Annotated in this window: 14 protein-coding genes; 9 read left to right on the forward strand and 5 right to left on the reverse strand. The window is 44.2% G+C overall.

Translation table 11 applies throughout. From position 1 onward, the window contains the following. Window positions 1-154: 154 nt before the first annotated feature. Window positions 155-1,510, reverse strand: a complete 1,356-nt coding sequence (locus QUA54_RS18930) for an O-antigen ligase family protein (RefSeq protein ID WP_333415842.1) — start codon at window positions 1,508-1,510, stop codon at window positions 155-157. Window positions 1,511-1,544: 34 nt separating this feature from the next. Between QUA54_RS18930 and QUA54_RS18935 the strand changes: the two genes are divergently transcribed. Both QUA54_RS18935 and QUA54_RS18940 read left to right on the forward strand, forming a co-directional pair. Then, window positions 1,545-2,975 (forward strand): SLBB domain-containing protein, encoded by a 1,431-nt coding sequence (locus QUA54_RS18935; protein ID WP_333415843.1) that lies wholly within the window; start codon window positions 1,545-1,547, stop codon window positions 2,973-2,975. Between the two features lie 357 nt (window positions 2,976-3,332). Beyond that, the gene (locus QUA54_RS18940; RefSeq protein ID WP_333415844.1) at window positions 3,333-5,228 is read left to right on the forward strand and encodes a polysaccharide biosynthesis tyrosine autokinase; all 1,896 of its coding nucleotides are present in this window, start codon (window positions 3,333-3,335) and stop codon (window positions 5,226-5,228) included. Window positions 5,229-5,474: 246 nt separating this feature from the next. Here the strand turns inward: QUA54_RS18940 and QUA54_RS18945 are convergent, their stop codons facing one another. The 3 genes from QUA54_RS18945 to QUA54_RS18955 all read right to left on the reverse strand — a co-directional run bounded on the left by QUA54_RS18945 (window position 5,475) and on the right by QUA54_RS18955 (window position 9,808). Further along, complete coding sequence (locus QUA54_RS18945) at window positions 5,475-6,374, reverse strand: S1 RNA-binding domain-containing protein (RefSeq protein ID WP_333415845.1); 900 nt, start codon at window positions 6,372-6,374, stop codon at window positions 5,475-5,477. Window positions 6,375-6,480: 106 nt separating this feature from the next. Then, the gene (locus QUA54_RS18950) at window positions 6,481-7,227 is read right to left on the reverse strand and encodes a dienelactone hydrolase family protein (protein WP_333415846.1); all 747 of its coding nucleotides are present in this window, start codon (window positions 7,225-7,227) and stop codon (window positions 6,481-6,483) included. 115 nt (window positions 7,228-7,342) lie between these two features. Beyond that, window positions 7,343-9,808 (reverse strand): ATP-dependent helicase, encoded by a 2,466-nt coding sequence (locus QUA54_RS18955; protein ID WP_333415847.1) that lies wholly within the window; start codon window positions 9,806-9,808, stop codon window positions 7,343-7,345. Window positions 9,809-10,264: 456 nt separating this feature from the next. Between QUA54_RS18955 and QUA54_RS18960 the strand changes: the two genes are divergently transcribed. After that, window positions 10,265-11,272, forward strand: coding sequence for a DUF4349 domain-containing protein (locus tag QUA54_RS18960; protein ID WP_333415848.1), 1,008 nt, complete (start codon window positions 10,265-10,267; stop codon window positions 11,270-11,272). A gap of 108 nt (window positions 11,273-11,380) precedes the next feature. Here QUA54_RS18960 and QUA54_RS18965 read toward each other — a convergent pair whose 3' ends face one another. Further along, window positions 11,381-12,475: a RuBisCO accumulation factor 1 gene (locus QUA54_RS18965; protein ID WP_333415849.1), complete on the reverse strand. Its 1,095-nt coding sequence runs from the start codon at window positions 12,473-12,475 to the stop codon at window positions 11,381-11,383. Between the two features lie 156 nt (window positions 12,476-12,631). Between QUA54_RS18965 and QUA54_RS18970 the strand changes: the two genes are divergently transcribed. The 6 genes from QUA54_RS18970 (at window position 12,632) to QUA54_RS18995 (ending at window position 19,275) form a co-directional block, all read left to right on the forward strand. Further along, a complete protein-coding gene (locus QUA54_RS18970; RefSeq protein WP_333415850.1) occupies window positions 12,632-13,576 on the forward strand; it encodes a response regulator in 945 nt (314 codons plus the stop codon). Window positions 13,577-13,818: 242 nt separating this feature from the next. Beyond that, on the forward strand, window positions 13,819-14,526 hold the full coding sequence (gene ubiE / locus QUA54_RS18975; RefSeq protein ID WP_333192800.1) for a bifunctional demethylmenaquinone methyltransferase/2-methoxy-6-polyprenyl-1,4-benzoquinol methylase UbiE: 708 nt from the start codon (window positions 13,819-13,821) through the stop codon (window positions 14,524-14,526). A gap of 84 nt (window positions 14,527-14,610) precedes the next feature. Then, window positions 14,611-15,843 carry a DUF445 family protein gene (locus tag QUA54_RS18980; RefSeq protein ID WP_333415851.1) on the forward strand — a complete coding sequence of 411 codons (1,233 nt, stop codon included), beginning with the start codon at window positions 14,611-14,613 and terminating at the stop codon, window positions 15,841-15,843. Window positions 15,844-16,011: 168 nt separating this feature from the next. Continuing rightward, a complete protein-coding gene (locus tag QUA54_RS18985; RefSeq protein WP_333415852.1) occupies window positions 16,012-16,320 on the forward strand; it encodes a DUF3493 domain-containing protein in 309 nt (102 codons plus the stop codon). Between the two features lie 597 nt (window positions 16,321-16,917). Beyond that, entirely contained in the window at window positions 16,918-17,493 is a 576-nt protein-coding gene (locus QUA54_RS18990; protein ID WP_333203973.1) for an alpha/beta hydrolase, read from the forward strand. A gap of 573 nt (window positions 17,494-18,066) precedes the next feature. Continuing rightward, window positions 18,067-19,275: a DegT/DnrJ/EryC1/StrS family aminotransferase gene (locus QUA54_RS18995; protein WP_333415853.1), complete on the forward strand. Its 1,209-nt coding sequence runs from the start codon at window positions 18,067-18,069 to the stop codon at window positions 19,273-19,275. Window positions 19,276-20,472: the final 1,197 nt, after the last annotated feature.

Here is a 20,472-nt window from a genome sequence, read left to right on the forward strand (position 1 = left end):
ATGCTTTCATTAGCTTTGACTACCAAATGATATTTTATTCTTATTTATTGTACCGCATAACAGCGGAAACCGCTGTAGTTATTGGAGTTTAGACTAAAAAGTGCGATCGCACTCAAGTCTGTAGATTAATCGGCCTGACCAAATCCTGACATCATCAGTGTTGATTATCCTTAGCTGTCCTATCTAAGCTCAATTTTACTGATAACACTACATACCAACACCAATAAGTACCAATACCAAATAATCCCCCCTCTGTCAAATTAGTCATTAGCATAAATGTTAATAGATACAAAGGCAAGCCTGACTCGGGAAAACTTTCTTTAACTAGGTACTTTATACCTCTAAATATATTATTTAAAAATGACAAAATAAACAATAACAATCCGACCCAACCCAGTTCACAAAGTATATCAATAAAACCATTGTGAGAGTGGGGTGGCACAAAACCCGATTTAACTACTATAATTCCGTAAGCTGGGTTTTCCAAGCCACGCCAAGGCTGCCAAAATCCAGCCATTCCATAACCAAATATAGGATGATTTTGATTAATTCGATCAATAATTAAAGGCCAAAAATCGGTTCTACCCGTTAAAGTCATATCTTTTTTCAAACCATCCACAATAATAGCCTCTAAATTATTTAAAACCAAAATACTTATACCTATACTACCCACCAAAAATAAAATAAAGCAGAGAAAAGCCCATTTGACAGGTAATTTTTTTAATAAAGCTAAATAACTCCACAAACTGATTAATACCACTGTCAAAATCCGACTAGCACCACTACAACCTTTTTGCAATCCTACTAAAGCTATTAAAGTTATAAATAATGAGAAATATCGATATTTACGATCCTTAACAGCATATAAAATCCATAAAGAAGCTGTATTAGCCATTTGAAAAGAAAAAGGGTTTTTATGACCGAAAACTCCTGTCCAACAACCGTCCGGTGCTGGATTTGGTTTTACCACTCCCCATAAAGCTAATAAACCAGTTAGCCATCTCAATAATCCATAAATTTCCAACCAACTATACACTTTCCCTACATAAATAGAAACCAGTGTTACTCCCCACATAGCAAAAATAGCACGAAAAGTAATTTCAGGAGTTTGTGACCACAAGCCAGACAAAGTCATAGTCAACAAAAACAAACCTAAACAAATGTCTCCTGCTATCCATTTAATGACTGCAAAAACTGTTTTTTTTGTAGTTTTAGTTAATCGGGGAAATAAGATTAATATCATGGCACCATAAATGGCAATTTGGCCAATAATCGTTGGGGGTGTACTTTCTAAGTTGTATAAAACTTTAGGATGGAGTTTGGTAAAGGGCATCGCTATGATCCCTGAACCACCCGTGATGGTAAAAAAAAGTATCCCCACAAAAATCTTTTCTAATGTGACACCCAATTTGGGATGGCGTGCGACTAAAATATAAAAAGTCACAAAGATAACAATCGCTAAACAAAACAGCATCAACGCAAACATCGGCACTCTTAAAATATCTTTCATGGCTTGACCTCTATCATCAAATTTGTTACTACCTATGAAATGGCTTACCCTTCGTGCCTTACAAGTGCCACTGCTGGCGCTGGTACTCACTCTCTCTTACCCTCAAACAAACCTCGCTCAATCCCCACCCCCCACAATAAGCATTAATACTGACTACTATCTAGGTGGTGGAGACAATATTAGAATTGATATCTACGATCTGCCCCAGCTTAGTGGGGAGTATCAAATTCCCGCTGGGGGAGCTATTCAAATTCCGATTATTGGTAGTATTCCCCTTCAAGGATTAACTTTACAAGAGGCAGCCCAAGTTATTACTAGAGCTTATGGCCGGGTCGTAAAAAGACCTTTAGTTACCATCAGCTTACAAGCTGCCCGCCCGCTCAATATTTGGTTATCTGGCGAAATAAGTCGTCCCGGCTCCTACTCATTGCCCCTAGCTAATGGAGGTGGAAACAGACCATCAGTTCAGTTTCCCACCCTTCCTCAAGCTTTAGAAAAAGCTGGGGGTATTCGAGCTAGCGCTGATATCCGCCGGATAATTGTCCGACGTCGTATCAAAGCTAACCAAGAAGTAACTATCACTTATAACCTGTGGGATTATTTACAAACTGGTCAAACAAGCCAAGACATCACGTTGCGAGATGGAGATCAAATATTGGTTCCCCCTCAAGAAACAATTAACTTAGCAGAAACAAATCAAGTTAGTGAATCTAATTTTTCTATACCTGCAGAGCAACCCCGTACTGTCTCAGTATTCGGAGAGGTGAAGCGTCCCGGTAGATATGTAGCGATCGGTGGTGATACCCAAAATGGTCAAAGAAGCAACGGACAACCGACCATCATTCGTGCTCTACAGCTAGCTGGTGGCATCACATCAATCGCTGATATCCGCCAAATCCAACTCCAACGTTATACTAGAAATGGCAAACAACAAATCCGCACTATTAACCTCTGGCAATATTTGCAAGAACAAGATACCTCTCAAGATACTATACTACAAGAAGGGGATATCATCTTTGTCCCAACAGCGACGGCTATCGACCCAGGAGAAGTTTCTGTTCTAGCTACTGCTAGCTTTGCTCCGGGGACTGTGCAAGTGAGTGTTATCGGAGAAGTCAATACTCCGGGTGGGTTCAAATTACCTCCTAATACTACCTTAAATCAAGCAATTATGAATGCGGGGGGTTTCAGACTAAGTCGCGCTAACTCTAGATCCGTGGAACTGATCAGGCTGAATCCTAATGGAACTATATCCCGATCGGAAGTAGCAATTAATTTGAATCAAGGAATCGATGCTCAAACCAACCCACTTATTCAAGAGAATGACATAATTATAGTGGGACGATCGAGGACTGCTACCTTGGTAGACACCATTACCACTGTTCTCACACCAGCTAGTAGTATTATTGGTGGAATTCTCGTTCCCACGAGACTTATAGAGCTACTCAGAATATTAGGAAATTAGGAATTCAACAACATTTCTATTATGGATAAAAAACTGTTTTCTTCTCTCAAAAATGACCTTAATGGTCAATATCTGTCTGTCCCCTCCGCTAATTACCTAGCTAGTACCCCAGAAGAGGATGACCAAGTCCTTGATATTAATTGGGTAATAGCTGTCGTCAAACGTCGCCTTCTGGTGATGGCAATAGTAGCTGCCAGCCTAGCTGCTTTGAGCGGTACTTTCGTGCTCAGGGCTGCCAAAAAATCTATTACTGAGTATGAAGGAAAATTTACAGTTTTAGCAGAACCCCTTACGACTGACGATCGGCTATCAAAGCTCTTAGTCCAAGCTCAAAATAACAGTATAGGCATCACAGACTTGAACAAGATTAAGTCCTCAGCGGAAGACGGTTCCTCGGTGGACTATCAAAGTTTAACGCGGGTTTTAAAAAGCCCAGAAGTGCTAATACCATTAGTTAATAAATTGCAACAAAGATATCCAAATTTTGACTATAAAAATCTCAACAGCCGCTTGACTATCCAACGTGTTACTTTCTTGCGAGATGGGAAGCAGGGGGGTACTAAACTCCTAGATATTAGCTACCGCGATCGAGACCCCAAGCGCATCAAATATGTGCTAGAAGAAATGGCAAAATATTACGTAGAATATATGGGCAAAGAGCGCTTAAAGGTTAGCAAACAAAGTCTTGATTTTATCGCTAAACAAATGTCTCCCCTCCAGCAGCAAGTAGATAAATTGCAACAAGAATTACAAATATTAAGAATTAATTATAACTTTAATCAACCAGAACTACGCAGCCGCAGCCTATCAGATCAGCTAGATAGTATAACTAATCGTCGCCTAGAAGTGCAAGTACAACTAGCAGAAAGTAGGCAGCAATATGAAAGCTACAAAAAAAGATCTTTAACTGGCGATAATCGTTGGATTGTTGATATTAGCCCCAAGTCTTATGAAAGTTTAATGAGCAAAGTAAATGAAATAGAGTCGCAATTAGCTTTAAGCTCTACTCAATTTTATGAAAATAGCCTTCCTATTCAATCTTTGCGGGAAAAGCAGCAAAGTTTGCGCAATTTAATGCAAAGAGAAGCTGAGTCTGTTCTCTTTCAGATGAAATCCCAAGTAGGACAGTTGGAAGCTCGCGAGCGATTGATAACTAATAGCCAAAATTTAGTGCAAGCAAAAATCACTCAAATGCCCCAAGCTCAACGTCGCTATGATGAGATACAATTAAAACTAGAACTAGCTAAAGATACTCTCAAACTGTTCCTAGAAAAACAAAAAACTTTACAACTAGATGCTGGTCAAATTGATAGCTCTTGGCAAATTATATCGAAACCACAGTTAGTCACAAACGAAAAGGGCGATCTCGACCCAGTAACAGAAAAACCAACTCGCCGGCAACTAGCAATCGCGCTCGTTATTAGCAGTTTACTAGGCATTGCTATAGGTTTTCTAGTAGAAGTTTTAAATACAGTTTTTCATACTCCAGAAGAAATTAAATCTGCAACTAAACGCCCTCTTTTGGGAGTAATTCCCATCGCCAAAGCAATAAAAATTAAATCTCGTAGAGGCGAAAGTGTTCCACCTAAATTCACTAGCGTAAGTTCACCTACTAAAAGTGCAAGCTTAAAACGAATAATAGTATCAAATTACAAAGATTTTCCGGTGATAGAGGCATTTCACTACTTATACACAAATATTCAGTTATTAAATGCTGAACACCCGATAAGTTCTTTAACCATCACTTCGACCATTAAAGGTGAGGGTAAATCCACTGTAGCAGTTTATTTAGCTAAAACTGCTTCTGCTGTTGGTAAACGAGTATTATTAGTAGATGCTAATATGCGTTTTCCTCAAGTGCATACATATCTTGGCCTATCAAATATGAGAGGTTTAAGCGATACTTTGACTTCTGATTTAAGCTTAAATGAGGCTATTCAGCGATTGCCCGACGATGACAATCTTTTTGTCCTCACTGCTGGTACTGTTCCTTCAGATCCAATTACATTGCTTTCTTCCAGAAAGATGCACTATTTAATGGAACAATTCCTAGTCTTATTTGATTTAGTAATTTACGATACGCCACCTTTAATTGGTTTAGCTGACGGTCATTTACTAGCTTCTCAAACTGATGGTACAGTGCTGATAGTAAAAATTGAAAAAACCGATCGCGGTATGGTAAGCAAAGCCTTAGATCAACTACAGGTAGCCGATTTTAAAGTATTGGGAGTAGTAGCTAATGGGGTTAAATGAGGGTAAAATGGAGTGAGAGAGCCGAAGGAAGAAGTAAGACAATTTTTTGACTTTTTTGTTTTGATAAATAATAAATTACTGGATATGGGTTTGGAGTTAGCCTATAGTTGGATTATTTTTGGAAAGTGGTATAAGAAATTGATCTAAAATGCAAGATTAAGTAAATCAACCTAATTAAACGTAAAACGATCGGGTTGTTAGCTCCCCGACTTCTTAAAGAAATCGGGGTGGTAATTAGATCGAGACTTAAGAAAGAGCCTTTCGAGCACGTTCCGATCGCTCTTCTGCTGTATCCATAACATCGGCCATTTTATCCACCATTTCCCCTGGGTAATTTTCTAGTACCCGAGTAGAAAGCGAAATTCGGCCGCGACCTTCATCGAGGTCAACTACCAGTGCTTTCAGGGGTTGACCGGGAGCGAAGAGCTTGGAAAGGTTATCAATATATTTTTGGCTGACTTGCTTGATGTGCAGCAAACCGCTAACTCCTTCCAAGTCCACAAACACGCCAAAAGGCTTGATGCTGCTGACTTTTCCTTCCACCAACTGACCGATTTGCAAATCCTTGAAGGCATTCGATTGAGTGGCCATCCGCTGGGAAAGTACGAGTTTTTCTCGCTCGCGATCGACCTCCAAAAAATTCACGCTCAAAGATTGACCGATTAGCGATTCCATGTTATCGCGTTCCACTAAGTGCGATCGGGGAATAAAACCGCGCATTCCCTGAACATCTACAGTCACGCCGCCCTTATTCGCGCCAGAAACCCGCACCTGAAGAACTTTTCCAGTTTCCTGCAATTCAATTAAATCTTCCCAAGCTTGCTGAATTTGTAACTGCCGCAAAGACAAGGTAACTTGGCCGTCTGCATCTTGTTCGCGGATAATCAAAAATTCCCGTTCCTCATCCAGCGGAACCACTTCCGACAAATCAGTTACCGTTCTCAAAGCAGCCTCTTCGATCGGCAAAAAAGCCGAAGACTTGCCGCCGATATCAACATACGCGCCGTTTGAGTCGTACTCGAACACTTTGCCGCGCACTACTTGTCCCTTCTGGAACTCGTAATTGTGCTGTTCGAGGGCTTTAGCAAAATCATCCATTGAAAAGGATGCTTTTGCGCTTTGAGAACCTGTAGATTTGGAATTCATGTCAGTTTAGTTGTCAGTTGTCAGTAATTTAGTTGTCAGTTGTCAGTAGAAAAATTTTCCCACTCTCTCCATCTTCCCCTCTCCCCATCTCCCCATCTCCCACTCTTTAAGCTGGTTGAAGTTGCTGATGAAATAGCTGCTTCACCTGCGTCCACGAGTCGGCTGCTGCCGTAGCGTCGTAACTGCCGCGGTGGTCGCAGAAGAAGCCATGATCGGCATTGTAGCGGAAAATTTGGTGAGAAATACTGTGTTTTTGCAATTCGGCGGCGATTTGGTCAACTTGTTCTAACGGAATGCTGGGGTCTTGAGTGCCGAAAAAGGCGTAGAGAGTGCCTTTAATGTCTGCTGTGCGGGCGATCGTCGGGCTTGGGCCGCCGGGGGTTTGAGTGGCGATACCGGCGCCGTAGAACGACGCTGTAGCCTTGATTTCGGGCAAAGTAGCGGCGAGGTAGGCGACGTGCCCTCCAAAGCAGAAACCGATGCAGCCAAAACCTTGCTGTTTGACAGAGGGTAAAGTTTTGAGGTAATCGATGGCGGCTTGGATGTCGCCCAGAAGTTGGGATGCGGTGGTTTGTTCCTTGTATTCTCTGCCGATTTTGATGTCTTCGGGCGTGTAGCCGGTTTCAAAGCCTGGGGCTTGACGCTGGTAAATGGCTGGGGCGATCGCCACATATCCTTCTTTTGCTATTCTTTCAGTAACTTCGCGGATGTGCGAATTGACGCCAAAGATTTCTTGAATCACAATAACTGCGGGAAATTGCCCTTCTGCTGCGGGCTCAGCTAGGTAAGCGGCGATTTGCAAATCTCCGTTGGGAAATGTGATGTTAGCTGTGCGAATTTCTGAGTTAGCCATAGCGAGTTTTAGTGCAAATTTTGCTATAGAGCAATCTTATTTCATTTTTGAACTATATTTTTTTTTACCAACCGCGAAGGCACCTTAGCGAAGCGGTTCGTTACAAAAATCTATTTTACAATATCGCATTACCAGGAAATCTCTGCTTTAAAACAGGCATTACCGGACAAGGTTTTTGCTCCTGCAAATTCTCCGGTTTGTTCCAAGTAAAAGGCCCTTTCTTCTCCGCAGCCATCCACAGCAAGCTTTTTGCTCGCGTCATCGCCACATACAGCAGTCGAAACTCTTCTGCTGTTTTCAAATAACCTGCTTGTTCCCATGCTTCGCCTAGATTTGGCAAAGGATATTTTTCGTGCAAACTTGCTCGAATTTGTGCTCTCGCTACCTCTGCTAAAGTGAAATCTCCTAAAAATCGGGCTTGGGGCAAAACTCGCAAATTTCCGGGGATAGTTTGTTCGTGTAAAAACGGCAAAAATACACAATCCCAATCTAATCCTTTAGCTTTGTGCATGGTAATAATTGTTAGTTGACCTTTGCTTGTGTAGCGTTCTTCTATTTTGTCGTCTGCATCCACAGGTTCAAATCTTTCGGAACTGACTATTTCGCTCAGTACGTCCAAAATATTGCGCATTGAATTATTGCCGGCTGTTTGGATTGCTACCCGTTCTGCTAATTTGTCGGCGGTGGCTAATTCTGTTTGGTCGTATTGCAACGCTAACGCTAAAAATGAGATGATTTGGTAGGGCGGCAGTTCTAAGCTAGCTTGCAGCAAGCCGCAGCAAAAATAGCGGCATTTGCGAACTGGTTCTGACTGCTGCGGGTCTAGAGGGCCTGGGTAAAGAAATTGCTCGGGGCTGGTAGCAAAAGCATTGTAGTCTTGTTTGGGAATGAGTTGCCGATCGCTCAAAATCTTTAATGCTGCTTTTAGGTAGTCTGGAGAGTGCGGGCGATCGAGAAATTGCAGTAATGTTAAGATTTCCCAAGGCACTTGAGAATGTCTGTCGCGCTCTCCCACATCCTCAATTTTAATCCCGTATTTCCGCAAATCAAAGCTTAATCCGTGTTTTTTCGGATTCTCCAGCATTTCTTTGATAAACTTGCCTTGTTTGTTTTCTCGCACCAAAACAGCCATCGATTTAAGAGTTTCTAAAGGCAATTTTTGACGATATTCTCCATCGCTCGCTTCCCCCACAGCTTCGAGATTTTTCTCATTGCTTCCTAATTCAAAATCCGCAGGTAAAAATTCCTCAACTAACTCAATTACCCGCTTGCCAATTAACTCAACTGTATGGTAAATATCGCGGGGAGTATGCAATTCTAAGCCGCGACCAATGGGGGCTGAATTTGCATTGTGCTGCGGGTCATCGCTGGGTACTGGCTTAATAGTTTGGTCGCGAAAAGGCTGTTCTGTTCCCGCTAATTTCGAGCTATTTACCCATTTCAACATAAAGTTAGCTGCATCGATAATCACCTGGGTGCTACGGCCTGCACCGTCCATTGTTGCTAACTTCTTTTCCACTTCGCAATCTTCGCAAAATTTCCGAAAATAAATCGGGTCTGCGGGTGTAAAAGTAGAATTAATTGCTTGATTTGGGTCGCCAACTCTGATAAAATTGGGAGGTGAGTTAGGACGCTCTGGGTCGATCGCCAATGTTTCCAAAAGCCGAGTTTGCAAAGGTGTCGAATCTTGGGCTTCGTCCTCGAAAACGGCAAATACTTGCTTTTGTTCGATCGCCCTCGCCCTCGGATTGTCCAACACCCGCAAAGCTGCTAAAATCATCTCGTCGTAATCGATGAATTCCCGGCTTCTCAACAAAGCCTGATATTTTTGATATAAACCCCCAGCTACCGCTAAAATCTCATAACCGTCCCCAGTATCAAGAGCGCTCATTTCTAACAACTGTTCGGGAAACAAACCAGAAGATTTCGCCTCGTGAATCACAGTTTTAGCTACCTGCGGCAAAATTTCCGTCCGCAAAACCGATTGTCGCCGCAGCCTCTCCGTTTCCTCTCCGTCGAATTGCTGTCCTTCCAACAAAACTTGGTATCGGCGGGGATTTTCGGCAATCCAAAGTTCTACACAGGTGCGAATTAATCGGTGACTTTGAGTGGGAGTAACTAAAGTTGAATTTTCTAAATTTAAACCAGACAAATCGGGATGGCGCATCGCAATATTCAAAGCTAAACCGTGCAAAGTGTGCACCGCAAAACCGCCTTGAGATAAAGACAATTCTGCCAATCTTTCTCGAATTTTAGCTTTAATATTAGCAGCAGCCGAGCGCGTAAATGTCACGACAATTAACTGGCGGCGGCTGTGAAGCTGGTTGCGGGCGATCGCAATTGCCGACGCAGCAGCCATTCCCGTAGACTTCCCGGCCCCTGGAACCGCCGAAACAGCAAGGGGGCCGCCTTGCCAATCCGCCATGTCCTGCTGCCCCGCACGCAAACTTTCGCGAATTTTAAGGCAAGCTTGTTCTCGCAAAACGGCCGCAAACCCTGATTCGGAAAGCGCTGAGGCTACATCAGGGCGATCGATATTAGTCGTCGATCGCATAAAATCAGTATCAAATTCATCTGTCATTCGATTTTAGATTTTAGATTTTAGATTTTAGATTAGAAAAATATTTGTCGCGTTCAGCCTTTTTAAACGGTATCAGAAACCTAGTTGCTTTAGTTGCGATCGCCTATGCCCAGAACCCAAACCATCAATCGATTTTAGATCTTAGATTTTAGATTTTAGATTGAATAAAGCGACCTCGCTCATAAATCCGGGGGTTGGCGACGGGGAGCGAGGAGCTTTTTTCTCGCTCCACGGATGAATCCGGGGACTTGTGACCAAATTGTTTTCGGTCATCACACCGATATTTATTGGCTTTCATCTGCGTTCATCTACGTTTATCTGCGGTTAAAAATCCCAAAGTATTCAACCTCTACCGTTTCCATTTCGGTATCGGCTAAACTAATCCTATCTATTCGAGCTTAAATTGAAACCAGCATAAAATTCAATACCCAAGCCTTTTTTATAGGAGTCACCCAAATGAAAACTCACCTCAAAATCAATTCCCCCCCGCACAAGCCAAACCCAACCCCAGCCAACAGCAGCACAACTCGTTTTGCTGTGGCAGTATTTTTAACTTTATCTTCAGCCATTGCTTTGCCTAGCTGCGGAGCAGATCAATCGACCGGCAGCGCTCCAGGCGGCGCAGCTTCATCCAGCATCCGTGAAAACCAAGTTCCCGCATCGGCTCCACCACCCCCACCCGCATCCGAGCCAGCAGCCCAAAGGTCAAAAACTTCTGGTGCATCAAAAAAAGCAGCAGAAACTCCGGCAACCCGTCCCCAACTGATTAAAAAAGCCGAACTCAGTGTAGTTGTCAAATCTATTGACGCCAGCACTAAATCTGTTACTAATATTGTCGAAAAACAGCAAGGCGATATCTTGGGTTTCCAAAATCAAAAGCCGCCGGATTCCAGTGTCCGCCAAACCGCGTCTGTGGAGATTCGCGTGCCTCAAGAACGGTTAGAAACTACTTTAGACACTTTGGCAAAACTCGGAACTGTAGAGAACCGTGCTCTGACGGCTGAGGATGTTACCGATCAATTAGTTGACAATGAGGCTAGACTGCGGAACCTCCGCAAATCAGAAGAAATGGTGTTAAAAATTATGGAGCGATCGGGATCTGTCGGCGACGTGCTCAAAGCTGCTCAAGAGTTGAGCAATATTCGGGAGTCGATCGAACGCATTGACGCTCAGTTAAAAAGTTTGCGAAATCAAGTAGCTTATTCGACTATTAGCTTAACTCTAGAAGCAGCAGTATCGGCTCAACAAACTCAGGAACCTTCTCTAGGTTTGCGGGCGCAGGAAACTTGGGGGAAAGCGACTCATTCTGTGGGCGAATTGACGCTCGGTTTGTTTGGTTTGGGTATTTGGCTGTTGGCTTACAGTCCTTATTTGCTCTTAATTGCGGCTGCGGTTTACGGCTTTAATCGATTTAAGAAACACCATTCTGTTCCGCAAATTCAAGAACCGAAACCGCCTCAGTAGTCAGTAGTCAGTAGTCATTAGTCATTCCACCCACGTAAAATTTATGTATTGTGGAACGGCCGGAGAACCCGTTCTTAAAACCAACGACAACTGACAACTGACAACTGACTAATCATCAATTTGCCATCCATCTTTGGTATAGTCTTCATCCACAATCTTTTTCGGACGCATCACCAGAACAACTCGCCCCAAAATAGGAATATCCGGGGATTGTTCAAACCAGTACAATTCTAAATTGCCAGCGTTATCGGCGAGGAAATAACTGTCAGCATCCCACTGTCTTTGGGCTCGATCGGCAATAATCAAAACTTCTTCAACTTTGCCTTGCAGCGGTACCGGCAATCGATCGCTCATTCCCAAAACCGCCACCGGATCTTCAGCGTTCAAAATTACCTGCCATCCGGGAATCGCCACCCAAGCTCCCGCTCCGGAAAATTTTACCATTCGGAACGGCTCGATTTCCTCCGGTAAAGGCACTGCCAGCAAATCTCTGGTAGAGAGCGGCAATTTGCCTACAACCGGGACAACGCGCGGCAATTGTTCCTCGGTATCGAGCCGGTAGACTGGCAAGCGGGGCGCTTCCCGTCTCGGAACTACGGTAAAATCGACGAGCAACTGCTCGATTTGCGCCCTAGCGGTTGGGCTGCTAGCTAGTTTTAAACCGCGAGCAATTAAGCGCGATCGCTCTTGCAAATCGCTTTTCTGTCTCGCCAATTGCCAGCATTGGTAAGCCATAGCATCGCCGGGAGTGTCTGTGAACCCTTGGGGGAGACTCCCGAAGTGCGAAAACTCCTTGATCGCTTTAGCAACTTGGCGAGCATCGTCAACATCCAAATTGTGGGTTAGCATCAAAGCTGCTGCCCCGGCCCGCTCTACTTGAGAGAGAATCCGAAACTCGTATAAGATATCGCTACCTTTGCCCAGGAAGTGCGATCGAACTTCTTCTGAAGCCCCAGCATTTACCATGCTGGTGTAAACTTGGGCTGCGACGCTTACTTGATTTTGCTGAATTGGCTCAAAACCAGTTTCTTCAAAAATCCTTTGAGAGTTGTAGCCAGCTTTTAGCAGTGCGGTGCAGGCCTGTCCCCACTCTACCCAAGTGCCTTCTTTTCGGCGGAGCGATCGAATTAACTTTTCGGCATCCACAGCATTTGTGGAGGATGCAGATGCAGGAGGGGATGAATCTTGCGGTGTATCAGTCATAATTGAATCAAAAACTAGCGCTAAGTTATGTGTGATTGGATACCGGCAAGGCTCGTGTCGCGGCAGAGCGATAGATTAATAGTAAGTGAGTTATGAGACTATTGTTACAGAATAGTTGCTCGCCTAAATTTACAAAGGGGAGTTTATCGTATTGTTATGGATAATGCCATTTCAGAGCTCGATCAAATTAAACGCCAGCTCATGACACTACACCGACCGAAAAAACCCAAAATGCTGGTAGTAGACGACGAACCAGACAATCTGGATTTACTCTACCGCACTTTCCGACGAGATTTTAACGTGCTCAAAGCTGAGAGCGGAATTCGCGCCTTGGAAGTCCTCGGCATCGAAGGCGAGGTCGCCGTGATCATTTCCGACCAGCGGATGCCAGAAATGAAGGGAACGGAGTTTCTGAGCAAAACCGTGCCTCAGTTTCCGAATACGGTCAGAATTATCTTGACTGGTTTTACGGACATTGAAGACTTGGTGGATGCCATTAACTCAGGACAGGTTTACAAGTATATCACCAAGCCTTGGGACCCGAACGAATTGAAAATGGTGGTGCAAAAGGCGGCCGAGACTTATGAAGTTCTCAAGCAGCGGACTGAGGAATTGCACCGCTCCCAAAATCAAATACAACTGTTAGCAACAATCATGCAAACGGCTGTGGATTATCCGAGTTTGGATGCCAGTTTAGAGCCAATTGCTACTGCTATAAGCGATAATTTTTTGGCGGATGCTTGCATTTTGCAACTGGTGGAAGGAAATGTTTTAATGCCAGTCCAAGGCAGTCACACCACCAGCAAAACTGTGGAAAATTGGCTGGCAGATGACCCTCTGGTTCGAGAAGCAATTACCTCTCAAACTATTCAGGGTGCTGTGAATATTGCGAATGACCCAGCCCTAGCGAGCCTGCCGCACTATCAGAAATGCGGCATTCAAGCTCACCTGAGCGTCCCGGTGACTCACAAGGGTCGATCGATCGCCCTGGTTTCCATCCAGTGGAAGCAACCTTGTTCCCTGCGCCCCGACGAACTCACAACAATTCACCTCGCCGCCCAAGAAGTTGCTTTGGTATTGGCGAGTTTTCAGGGTCATTAGTCATCAGTCATCAGTCATCAGTCATCAGTCATTAGTCCTTAGTCCTTAGTCGGCTCTCAATCTTGAGTCGAAAATGATAGCAAACCAATGATTCTAGACACTAGAACCCGGATCGCTAACAAATAAAAAAGCATTAATGACTGGCGACCGCATGACATGAATAGACGGATTAAGTATTTTTTATGGTTGACCAATTACCAATTACCAATTACCAATTACCAATTACCAATCACCCATGACAAATGACTAATAACGCCGAACAAATTAAAACTATATTTAATCGAATTGCACCAGTTTACAACCAATTGAACGACTGGTTGAGCTTTGGGCAGCACCGGATTTGGAAGCAAATGGCGGTGAAATGGAGCAGTGCCGGCCCCGGCAATACTTGTTTAGATTTGTGCTGCGGCAGCGGGGATCTAGCTTTGCTGTTGGCAAAACAAGCAGGGCCGACCGGTTGCGTATTTGGAGTAGATTTTTCCGCTGAACAATTAGCTGTTGCGGCCAAGCGCGATCGACCTTTTCTCACCCCTGCAAGTCCCATTTCCTGGGTAGAAGCTGACGCCCTAGACTTGCCTTTTGCCGACAATTACTTCGACTGCGCCACAATGGGTTACGGCCTGCGCAACGTGACTGACATCCCCCGCAGTCTTCAGGAATTGCACCGCGTACTCAAACCCGGTGCAAAAGCTGCTATTCTCGACCTCCACCGCCCCAGCAATTCCCTAATGCGGAGCTTTCAGCAGTTTTATCTAGACACTCTCGTAGTGCCCATTGCTCAGCAATTTGGCATGACTCAAGAATATGCCTACATTAATCCTAGTTTAGAAAAATTCCCGATCGGCGATCGGCAAGTCGCGATCGCCCGCCAAGCCGGATTTGCCACGGCCACCCACTACCCTATTGCCGGAGCTATGATGGGAGTATTGGTACTGGGCAAAGCAATTTAAAATTAAAAATGCTTGCAGTCTAGATCAGCTATCTAACTGTAGGGTGCACCGATCCCTGCGCGCCTTACCCTATTTTAATCCCTTATGAATCCGTCTGAAATTTGGCTGTTGTTGGCCCCACCTGTAGTGGGAGGAATTATTGGCTATTTCACGAACGATATAGCAATCAAAATGCTGTTCCGCCCCTATCGAGCTATTTACATCAAAGGGCGGCAGTTGCCTTTCACTCCAGGCTTGATCCCCCGCAACCAAGAGCGCTTGGCAAAGCGAATTTCCGACACAATTATGGGTTCGCTGCTGACGCCGGAGGAACTGCAAAACTTGGCGCGCCGCCTCCTACAAACAGAGCGGATGCAGTCGGTAATTCTCTGGCTTTTGCAGTTGGCGCTGGATCAGGTAAAAGCAGACGCGGAGCAAAAAACCGCTAAAATTCTCGCTAACATTCTGCGAGATTTGCTGGGGGAATCTGTGCCGCGAATTCTCAAAATTTTGGCGCGCCGGGAAGATTTTTTAGAAGTTCAGCTAAATCAAATTTTTGACCAAGTTTTGCTGGAGATTCAGTTAACGGAATCTCAGGCGGCTCAGCTTGCTGATTGGTTGTTGCAAGTAGTAATACCCCCGGAAGTGCTGCGTCAGGCTTTAATTGATTTTTTGACCGATCGCAATATTTCGATCATCGATGAAGGATTTCGAGAAAAAACTAGCGGCACTTATTGGGTAGTAGCCAATTTGTTTGGTTTGCGCAACACTTTAACTCGGCTGCGGACTTTTTGTCTAGATGACAGAGAAGCGACAAATCAGCGGTTAGCAGAGTTAACTATTTCTTTGGGAATTCGCGGGCGAATTCAGGAATGGCTGCAAAATTTGTCGATGCAAAATTTACCGGTTTCGACTGTGAGACAGTTGCGAAAAACAATGCGCGACAGCGTTCGCAGCTACGTTCAACAGCGGGGTACAGACGTACTTGAGGGGTTGAGCAAATCTATTGACTGGGAAAATATTTCGCGGTTGATTCTCAATCGCTTGCAAACTTCAGCGGTGATGAGCGCTTCCCTGGAAATTGTCAGCAAAGAACTGGCTTTGGTTTTAGAGCGCTATCTAGAGCGGGATTTAGAAAATATTGTAGCTCAGGCTATCCCGATTTTGAATATCGACCAGGTGATTGTCGATCGAGTAAAAGGTACTTCTCCTGAAGAGTTGGAGTTAGCAATTCAGGGAATTGTCCAAAGCGAGTTGCAGGGAATTGTAAATTTAGGAGGCATTTTGGGCGTTTTTGTCGGCTGTTTGCAGACAGTTGTGATTTGGATTCAGCGGTGATTTATTTCGGCAGTTGTGAGATATTGGTTGTAGTCTAATATTCACTCGATTTGGGCACACAGTACCAAAAACGCGGTTTGGCGGCCGTATTTGCCACCTCAGCCAGAGAGTTTTTGGTAGAAACTGGGTTTTTGTAGCCCCATCCTAATTTACCTATTTCCTAAATCTATGCCAGCCCCAAATTCGGACGATCGCAAAAACATCCCAAAAAACCCGCGCAACCTCAGCCGCCAACAATACGAGCGTTTAACCGCAGAAATGACCACTCCCTACCGGCCTCTGCGCCAGTTTGTCTATGTAGCTTGTGGCGCTTCGGGCTTTATCGGCGGCTTGGTTTTCCTGGCTAAAATTGCCTCGGGCCGGGAAATTGGCTCTGCTTTGCCCAATTTTGCGCTCCAAGTCGGAGTCGTGGCTCTGATGGTGTTCCTGTTTCGCTGGGAGCAGCGCGCCGAGAGCCGATCCCCGAAGTCGAAGTAACAAAAGTTTACAAATCGAGACAAAAATCTATCTGAGGCAAGGAAAAGTTAGAAATATAAAGAAATTATTATGAAATCCTGGTTTGTCAGCGATCCCTGTAATGATTAAGATGTGGCTTCAATTGGGGTCAGCAAATTTAAAGACCCTAATCATAAACCGCTTGTAATTCGTTCAATTGGGGTCAGCTTTCATAAAGACCCTAAATATATAAAATCAATTTAAGCCCAGCGCCAGCCTTCACTGATAGAAGAGCTGGCTTTCGGCATTTGGTGAGGATCGGGAGATTGGGAGATAGAATCAGTAGGCTGCGCACCGCGCACTGAGAAGCCCGTACCAGCGCCGTGAACCGAGTTTTTTGCCTAGCATCCGGTATAGGTAATACCAGTTCCCAAAAATCATGCAACTCTAGGCCCATACTCGAAACCACGACGATCGGTCATTTGCAATTCTAAAATCTAAAATCTAAAATGTAAAATCTAAAATGGTATAAGTGCTGGGCGATCGAATAATTTGGCATTTCCCGAAGAGCTTAGTCTGTGCAGTAACTAATGAGATGTGTCAAAGTCTAAGTAGAAAAAGATGTTGGGAGGTTTTACTGTGGGCAGATCATTTTTTAAAGAGCGGTGGACGTTATTTTTAGCAGCAGGTGCGGGAATTGTATTTTACAGCAGTGCTGCGGCGGCTGCCGAAAAGGTAGTGCTCAAATACAGTGCGATCCGAATGACTTTACCAGTCAGCGAATTAGAAATCTTTGCAGAAACTGGGAAAATGTCGCCCGCGTTAGAAATGCTGCTGGGAAAGGCAAAAAAAGATCCGCAAGCTGTTCGCAGCAGTCTGAATAGACCGGTGAAAGTCAGTCAAAGCTTTTTGGATCGGACGCTCAACAGCCAGGTTGGGGAAATAATTCTCGATGAAGTGGGTCAGGTAATTCGCACTCCTTCTGGGAATGCAAATCGAGAAGCTTTGCGCGAGGCCTTGGTGCTGTCTGCAACTAATGATAACGAGATTACGCTGCTAGAAGCGATGAAAAATTATCCTACTCCAGAAGTTTATGTTGAGGGCGATCGCTTAGTTGAAGCTTACGGTAAACTTGTAGCTTTGTCAGAACAATTGGGCGGCGTTTCAGAACGGCTGCAAGATATTTTGAATAAGATTCGTCTGCCTAGATTGTAGTGGATTTTGTCCAGCGAGGTGGATTGCTTCGACCTAGCACAGAATGTTGCTCGACCTGCATAAATTACAGGGGAGTCACATTTTATTTGTGCAAAATTTGCCTAATTTTGACACCTGTTTAAAACAAGAATTCAACGGTAGACAAGCTCTAAACCTGACTGCAATTAGTCATTCCAAAATCAAACATCAAAAATCGTATAACTTGGCTGTACAATCTATCTCTGGATAGATGTTCGACAGTTTACAAAAAGTTTAGATCGTCGAGTATAGGTATTTGTGGTGAGGAAAGTATTTGAACCAAAAAATGTGGGAAAGAGGTTGTGTATCCGTCATAAACTGAAATAATAATCGGGTGGACATTGCAGATTATCTATCTTAAGATATGGAAACGCTGTCAGAGTAGAGCGAGGCGGAAAAACTGCTGGTCATCAGTAAGCTCGTGGTATAAAAGATGCCATTAGGCAACGTATTAGCAAAAATTTTTGAATAAAAAAAAATGAAATAAAAACGCTGAGACACCATTAATTAAAACTTTCCATCCATCAACTCTATTTACTGGGTAACATTAGAAACATGAACAACAATCCAATTCGTTCAAAAGACCGTTTCTTGGTTTTTGGCGCTCCGGCGATCGAAGATGCTGAAATTCAAGAATTGGTGGCAACCATGAAAACAGGTTGGTTGGGTACAGGCCCGAAAGTCATGAGATTTCAAGACGAATTCAATGCTTACAAGGGTTCTCAGTACGCGATAGCAGTCAATTCTTGTACGGCGGGACTACACTTGAGCGTCCTCGCTGCTTGCTTGGAACCGGGGGATGAAGTCATTACTACTCCGATGACTTTTTGCGCTACAGTTAATGCGATCGTCCACGCCGGGGCAACACCGGTACTGGCGGATGTAGATCTGGTGACAATGAATATTGACCCGGCTCAAGTCGAAGCTAAAATAACTTCAAAAACTAAAGCAATTTTGCCGGTTCACTTCGCGGGTCGTCCCTGCGATATGGATGCGCTTTGCGAAATTGTTAGCCGTCACAACTTGAAGTTAATTGAAGACTGCGCTCACGCGATCGAAACAGAGTACAAGGGGCGGAAAGCAGGCACATTTGGCGACTTCGGATGCTTCAGCTTTTATGTTACCAAAAATATCACCACGGGCGAAGGAGGAATGATTCTGGTCAAGAGTCAAGAAGATACCGACAGGCTCAACATTTTAGCGCTGCACGGTATGAGCAAAGATGCTTGGAAGCGCTTCGGAGACTCGGGTTACAAGCACTACCAAGTGGTGGGAGTCGGTTTTAAATACAATATGATGGATCTGCAAGCTGCGATCGGCATTCATCAAATGAAACGAATTACTCCTTATTGGCAGCGGCGGGAGCAAATTTGGCAGCGCTACAACGAAGCTTTTGCGGACCTGCCGATTACTTTGCCCGCGAACCCGGAACCAGATACAATTCATGCTTATCACCTGTACACAATTCTGGTAGATGAAGCCAAAGCAGGAATCAGCCGCGACGAGTTTCTCAACGCTATGAATGCGGAAAATATCGGTGTCGGCGTGCATTACATGAGTATGCCGGAACATCCTGTGTATCAGGAAATGTTTGGATGGCAGCCAGAAGACTATCCGAATGCTGCTTACATCGGGCGGCATACAGTTAGCTTGCCGATTTCGGCAAAATTAACAGATGCAGATGTGGAAGATGTCATTGCTGCTGTTAAAAAATGTTTGGCGATCGGGAATGCTAAAAGTACAGTTTTAGCAACGGCAGGCTAAAGTCCTGAAATAGGTTGTCATTAAAATATCCTAGCTGTTTTTTCACAAAAGCAGCTAGGATATTTTTTTACTCCACAACGCCCTTTGGAAGGTAATGAGCTAGCAACCTTCTCGGTTCCACCGGACGTTTTTAATAGCCCAAACCATTGATTTTATTGCATTTACCTTCTGATTTCCCCCAAGGAGGGGGCAGGGGTGGTGAACTTCTCCCTTCTTCCTTGTTCCTTCTGCTATACCAAATCGGGGTTTAATACCCGGTCGATGGATTTGAGATTTGAAATTTGAGATTTTAGATGCCACAAAAGCTGACTGTACCATTCTCCGTTCGATCGGATGCCCAGATGAGTGGGACCCGATCCGCGGCCGCGATCCGGGAGCTTGTACCCTGGATGTTTTCGGTCAGTTATTTTAGTACGTAATATCCAGCAGGAGAGTATGTGTAGCAGCAATTTCAATCGCCAAGTTATCTAAAACGCTTGAAAAGCCCTATTTAGTAGGACGCTAAACATATTGGAAAAATTTTCAGTGCGTTTTGGATGCTGCTGCTTCATTCTTTACAGTAAAAATACATAATTTTGGGTTCAGGGCCTTGTCAGTGAATTTACTGGAATGTTATCTTGTCACCATACAATCACTGTCAGACGGCAGAATCTACTTTTAAATCAAACGAAACTGGTCTCTAAACCGAGCCTCATTTTTCTATCTCCGTGTTTAGAAAAAAGTAGAAAAACTCTAGTTAACTCAAGATGAATCCCATGTTAAAACTGAGTGCTTTATCCCCAATACATTGCAATGACCGAGCCATCAGCCACGTATTTTTTTCAGTGTGCAAAGAATGGCAACATTCTGAGCTGAAGGCTCGCATGGTTGTCCCGAGTTGAGATCGCTCGTGCCGCGGCTCCAATATAGTTGAAGCAATTCCGTCATTTCTGAAAAAACTGTATTACCGCAGCTCCAGTCTTCCCAAAATTAAGACAGAGAAGCGTTTTCTCAAAGATCTCAAAGATTTTGATGCTGCCTACTTGTGGCCCGGTCTCTCCTTAGATACTGTAAAGAGCGTTAACAAGCAGAGCAAGCCGATTTTTGGGGAGCGAGTTAATACTTGTCAAAGGCAAGCTAAGAGTATCCTTTTAGCAAAAACTCTGAAGTTAAAAAAAATGAAATAAAAAACGCTGAGACACCATTAATTAAAACTTT

It is taken from the genome of Microcoleus sp. MOSTC5 (assembly GCF_036701825.1).
Lineage (GTDB): Bacteria > Cyanobacteriota > Cyanobacteriia > Cyanobacteriales > Microcoleaceae > Microcoleus > Microcoleus asticus.